This is a genomic window from Bradyrhizobium niftali (assembly GCF_004571025.1).
Taxonomy (GTDB): Bacteria; Pseudomonadota; Alphaproteobacteria; order Rhizobiales; family Xanthobacteraceae; genus Bradyrhizobium; species Bradyrhizobium niftali.
Map to the genome: position 1 here is coordinate 1 of NZ_SPQT01000086.1, position 5,422 is coordinate 5,422.

Below are 5,422 nucleotides of genomic sequence, written 5' to 3' on the forward strand. Positions count from 1 at the left end.
GAAGTCGGGTTCTTTCGTGAGGTGCGTGTGAAGGGATTCGACAGCATGCTGACCCGCACGCTTGTCGCAGCGCGGACGCGGCTGGTCCGAATCACTACCGAGCTTTCCAATCAGATCCGCGGCGTCATGAAAACCTTCGGTCTGCTCGTTCCCGCCGGAAAGGGAGGCACCTTCGAGAAGAATGTGCGGAGCCTTCTTGCCGACCAGGACAGACTTGCATCCATCGTGCTGCCGATGCTGGAAGCTTGGCGCGGCATTCGCGTCCGCGCCGCCCAACTCGGACGCCAATTGGTGCGGGACGCGCGCCAAAGTCGGGCTTGCCGCAATCTCATGTCAATTCCTGGAATCGGTGCGATCACCGCAACCTCCTTTACCACCGCTATTGAGGAGCCTGACAACTTCAGGAAATCCAGATCTGTTGGCGCGTGGATCGGCCTAACAACGCGCCGCTACCAATCCGGAGAAGTCGATTATGACGGCCATATATCCCGACGTGGCGACCGCCCTTTGCGAGGGCTTCTCTACGAAGCGGCAGCGGTCATTCTGACGCGCAGCTCAACTCACAGCACGCTGCGCACATGGGGGCTTCAGCTTCGAGAGAGGATCGGCTTCAAAAGAGCTGCCGTGGCTGTGGCCCGCAAACTGGCGGTAATAATGCATACGATGCTTAAGACCGGCGAGCTGTAACCCGAATGCCGGAGCCGCCGCATAAGTCCCGATCGCGTTCGGAACCCGAACCCCTAAGGCGTCCCTGCCGGGACGTGAGCCGAGCCATTCCGCTGATGCTGTTGCACTGCTGACCCAGCAAAGTGCGTCGTCCACATTGAAGGCTCGTCCCGCGAAGCTCCATCATGCGGCGGCTGATGCCGACCGCGAAGACAACCATGCACCCGGCAGTGTCTCCTCAGAGATTATATGCTTGACGCTTCGGCCGCGATTAGACAACAGCATCACAAGCGGACTTGGGACGGAGTGTCTTGCAGTCGGAAAGAATGATCGCCGGCCCATCGTCCTCCGGATCAGTCATCCTACCGTTCGAGATATTTACTTCTGAGGAACGAGGATCTGGTCCGTTCGTGCGATCTGCACATCTGAGTTGGAAGTTGCCACCGCGAGTATCGCGATGAGCGCGAGCAAGGACCCGTAAAACCCTATGACGGCAAGCCTCCACCTTCGCAGCAAGGGACGTTCTGATGCGCGAGGCTCGTATGAGAATTTCTGCATGAAAGGCTCTCCGACTGCAAAGCGATCACGGAAGAGGATCAAGGCGCATCAAATCTCGGCGCGACGCAATCGGCCAAATGGCTCGGACCTTACTGTCATTCGGCGATTTGTCCGTGAACCATTTCACCCACGAAAATGCGAGTGGAAGACATGTGCCCATCTGAAAAGACCGACATCTGCTATCTGCCTCCAGCTCGGACTCGCCCCAGTCAATGCACTGCCTTGGATGTCAGCCTCAACCGCGTGCTCGCGTCTGCTTTCGACAATCCATTATAAGTGCTCGGTCTCTCTGGGTTTCCCCAAAGAAACCAGATCGCCAGTCCGAACGAAAGAATGCCCACTACAACTATGACCAAGTCGCGCTTCATCAGATTCTCACGCGCGGCGCAGTGAATAGCTGGACGCGGTCTGACATAGGCACTGTCCATGTCGTGATGTCGGCACGTCAATAGTGTTGCGAGAATCCGAGGGCCAACTTTCTCATGGCAACACGGAAAGGATTGCGATCTCCTCGCCGGCGAGACCGCTTCCGGCGCTTGCGAGATGGATAGCTGCAAGCAGAACCACAGCGAAGGCCGAATATCCTAGCATGATCCAGCCGTCGAAAAGGCGCGAGCCGGTGAACGCCTCATTGTTCGCTTGATGGGCAATCTGCATTTCGTATCTCCGTTCTAAAAAGGAAATCGTCACGTTCAGCTGCGCGAACTCTCCGGATTCGGTTTGAGTTCTCGGAGTGATCGCTCCGATCTCCTCAGCCGTTTCCAAGCCGTCATAGCCAGGATGGCGAGGCAGCCAATCGTATTTGCTGAAAAAATAGTCGCCGAGAGCAAATCGTGCGTCACGACCACCGCGTAACTAACGGTTGCAACGTTGGCAGCAGCAAACAACAACCAGGTAGAGATTGAGACAGCTTCCGCGCCCGCCTTGTCTCGGTGAACCCTCACGATTTGAGGGATATAACCCAAGAGCCTCGCGGTATTGAGAATGGCAAATGCGCCTAGAGAACAATCAGCCAAGTTCATGAAGTCACCAGTTGCAAACGCATGCTAGTAAAACTTGCAGGAAAGTGCGATGCTGTGCCTCAATCACTAGACTTGTTCTTCCGAGAAAAAATTCCGGCGAAGCGAAATTTTTTTTACCGCCGGTCTTTGAGTTGAGCCCGGCTACGGTTTCATCCGTCGGCTGAAAGATTTCGCGGACTGCCTGTGATTGTTCCTGCGCTTTGGTGGCTTCCCAAGCATTTCAGCTTGCCTACGAGTTCCTTTTTTTAGAACTGAATGGGAATTTCTGGTTCCATTTCGAGTTAAATCAATAGGAGGGTTCTTGAACCCGGATCCGACGGCCAGGTTCAACACGCTTGTGGCACCTCATCTTGCAGACGCGCTGGCCTTCGCGCGATGGATCACGCGCGATCGGGCTGACGCTGAGGACGTGGTGCAGGAAGCGTGCGTCCGGGCTTTCCGCTCGATTGATCGGTTTTCCGGTTCAAATGCAAAGGCTTGGCTGTTGACCATCGTCAGGAATACAGCCTTCACCTGGTTGAGTGACAAAAGGCGCCTGTCATTAGTGAGCTTGGATGATCTTAGTGATCAGGAGCGCCTTGAAGTGGAGCAAGGCGAGGCTTGCGAGCGAGACATTTCGCCTGAGGCGACAATAATCGCGTTGGGAGACGCCGCCTTACTGGAGAAGCTCGTTTCTGAGCTGCCGATCGGGTTCAGGGAAGTCTTGGTACTTCGGGATATACAGGGGTTGGAGTACCGCGAGATTTCCGGTGTTACAGGACTGCCGCTGGGGACTGTCATGTCGAGGCTTGCACGTGCCCGTCAAAAGCTCATCACGCAGATTCGTCAGGAGAGGTCCTGATGCCTCTCACCCATGATGATGTCCTTTTGCTTCACGCTTACTTGGACGGCGAGCTCGACCTCGCAACTTCACTCAACATGGAAAGGCGGATTCGTGAGGACCCAGTGCTGCAGCGCGTCGCACGTGAGGTCAAAGGGCTGAAACTTGCTCTGTCGCGAATGCATACCGATCGTGAAGTCGCTGATGCATTTCTGAGTCGGCTGGAGCGAAAGCTCGGGATCGGACGAAGGTGGAGCCCCCCGCAGTGGATGCTTTTGGCCGCTTCTTTGATGATCGTTGCTGGCATTTCTGGATCCTTGACCTCAATCGCCGTTCTTCAACGCGAACCGCTCAGCTCTAGCACTCAGCTCCTGGACGGACATTTGCGTTCCCTAATGTCCTCGCACCAGACGGACGTCAGCTCGTCTGATCGCCATACCGTCAAGCCATGGTTCAACGGCCGCATTACGCAAGCTCCTCGCGTTGTAGACCTTACAGACCAGGGCTTCGAGCTGCTCGGAGCGCGCATAGACGTGATAGCAGGCACACCGGTGCCCACGCTGGTTTATCGCCGACGCCAGCACGTTATCAGCCTAAGCGAGATGCTGCTCGATAACGCCACGGAGAAGGGCGAGATTCAGCAGAGAAACGAGCATGGATACAACATCGTCACCTGGACCGAAGGTCAGCGTTCCTTTGTAGCGATCTCGGACTTGAACTCGACTGAGCTGGTGAGCTTCGCCCAATCCTTCCGAGACAGCTCGTAGAACGGGTAGAGTGCAGCGAAAACCATCAAGGTCTTGATCACAATGAGCGTGACGGGTTTCGCAAGGGCTCTACCCATGCTTAAGCGGGGTCGAGGCTGGGATGATCGGCCCGGCTTGCCTCGCGCAAAAGCGGGACACCAAGCCGACCATTTCCGTGGACCAAGGACAAAACAGCAGTTTGCTGGCCGTTGTTTATCAACTCCACCCCAGAGTTGGAGGACTACTTGTTTGCTGAGCCTGAACCGACAGTCGCCGGAGGGGGCGGCATCATGTTCCAGGTGTCGGCGCGATATTTCCAATCTGCGCCGTCCCGGACGATGACGCTCATATAGGTTCCCTTGATCTGCTGGCCTCCGGCATCAGCAGACCAGGTACCGGCTTGATAAAGTGAGTTTGGGTCTATCATGTTCGCCTGCGCGACCGGCAGAACCATGTTTTGGAGTTTCTCATTCACCATCTGATCCATGAATTTGCGGATATTCTCAGTGCCGATGATGGGTTGATCCACACCTTGCGGCAACAACACGGCGTCGGCCGTGTATAGCGCGGTGAGAGCGGCGGCATCTTTCTTGTTGAAGGCCTCGATCCACTTATCGTCGACACGCTGTGCAATTGTTTTGGCGTCGTCAGCGAAGGCGGGTACGACAACGGCGAATGTCAGTGCCAATACGCAAAGCATTTTGTTCATGGCTTACACTCCTCGCATGTGGTTACCTCTAGAAATTCCAGTGGCGCGTCGCGCTGCGAGCGTACTGCTCAAGTTTGCCGCTGGCCGATGTTGGTCCGGACGTGGTAGCGCCTCAGCGAAGGCGCCAGCGGGTAGCCTCACTGAATTGGAGCTTGTCCAGATGCTTTTCATCGGAGCCTCAATGGCCACGTGGCAACCGAACACATGATTCAGAATGGGCTCCGAGAAAGGCGGAGTACGGAGGTGTCGTTTGGAAAATTGAGCCGCAGCTACACCTTCGGCTCCATCTCTTGTCTCTTCGCGGCATTCAGCAAGCGAACGGAAATGATCTCAGGATCAGGTCAGTCATTGCCGAACCCTGATCCATTGCTCATGGCTCGCGGGGCAACGAATGTTTATTAGACCGGTGATTGACACCAGACAAGACTTAACACCGGCGCATTGCCGTTCTGGAGAAGTACGGTCAGGAGGATTGACGCACGAGCGCAAGGCGACGCCGACTTCCGGTTCGGGTCAAAAGCAGCGGTGGACGCCAAGTTGTATCGGCGTCCGGTTTGCCCCTGACAGCCGACATGACACGCGCTCAATCGACCTTCGGCTAAGGGCCGATTGTGTTGCAAAAGTCGGCTGTACCGACGGATGTCTTTCAGCCATTCGGCAAGGCCGACCGGCGTTGATCCGCCGACCCTGACGCTCTCAACGCAACTCCTACGCTACGCAATGCACGTGGCATGAGCGGGTGGTGGTCGCGCAACGAACGACGCGAGGCGCCTCAGATTTTGAGCGATGGCAGCCAGAACAAACTCGTCCTGGGCGCCCCGTGGGCCACGAAGCCGGAGCCGACCAAGCCTCAGGATGCGCTTCAAGTGTGCAAACTGCATCTCGACCTTCTTGCGCTGAC

Annotated in this window: 6 protein-coding genes; 3 read left to right on the forward strand and 3 right to left on the reverse strand. The window is 56.2% G+C overall.

Annotation, left to right across the window (positions count from 1 at the left end; translation table 11 throughout):
• Positions 1-687, forward strand: a 687-nt coding sequence (locus tag E4K65_RS46165; RefSeq protein WP_135179696.1) for an IS110 family RNA-guided transposase, incomplete at its 5' end; no start/stop codon positions are given.
• Positions 688-1,704: 1,017 nt separating this feature from the next.
• On the opposite strand, the gene E4K65_RS46170 is transcribed toward E4K65_RS46165, so the two are convergent.
• Positions 1,705-1,989 (reverse strand): hypothetical protein, encoded by a 285-nt coding sequence (locus tag E4K65_RS46170; protein WP_135179697.1) that lies wholly within the window; start codon positions 1,987-1,989, stop codon positions 1,705-1,707.
• Between the two features lie 558 nt (positions 1,990-2,547).
• On the opposite strand from E4K65_RS46170, the gene E4K65_RS46175 reads away from it, so the two are divergent.
• Together E4K65_RS46175 and E4K65_RS46180 are read left to right on the forward strand one after the other, a co-directional pair.
• The gene (locus E4K65_RS46175) at positions 2,548-3,087 is read left to right on the forward strand and encodes a sigma-70 family RNA polymerase sigma factor (RefSeq protein WP_135179698.1); all 540 of its coding nucleotides are present in this window, start codon (positions 2,548-2,550) and stop codon (positions 3,085-3,087) included.
• The gene (locus tag E4K65_RS46180) at positions 3,087-3,833 is read left to right on the forward strand and encodes an anti-sigma factor family protein (RefSeq protein WP_135179699.1); all 747 of its coding nucleotides are present in this window, start codon (positions 3,087-3,089) and stop codon (positions 3,831-3,833) included. The genes E4K65_RS46175 and E4K65_RS46180 overlap by 1 nt, the downstream gene beginning before the upstream one ends.
• 220 nt (positions 3,834-4,053) lie before the next feature.
• Here the strand turns inward: E4K65_RS46180 and E4K65_RS46185 are convergent, their stop codons facing one another.
• A complete protein-coding gene (locus E4K65_RS46185) occupies positions 4,054-4,521 on the reverse strand; it encodes an SgcJ/EcaC family oxidoreductase (protein WP_135179700.1) in 468 nt (155 codons plus the stop codon).
• A gap of 713 nt (positions 4,522-5,234) precedes the next feature.
• Positions 5,235-5,422 (reverse strand): transposase (locus E4K65_RS46190; protein WP_167771651.1); only part of this gene is annotated, 188 nt, incomplete at its 5' end.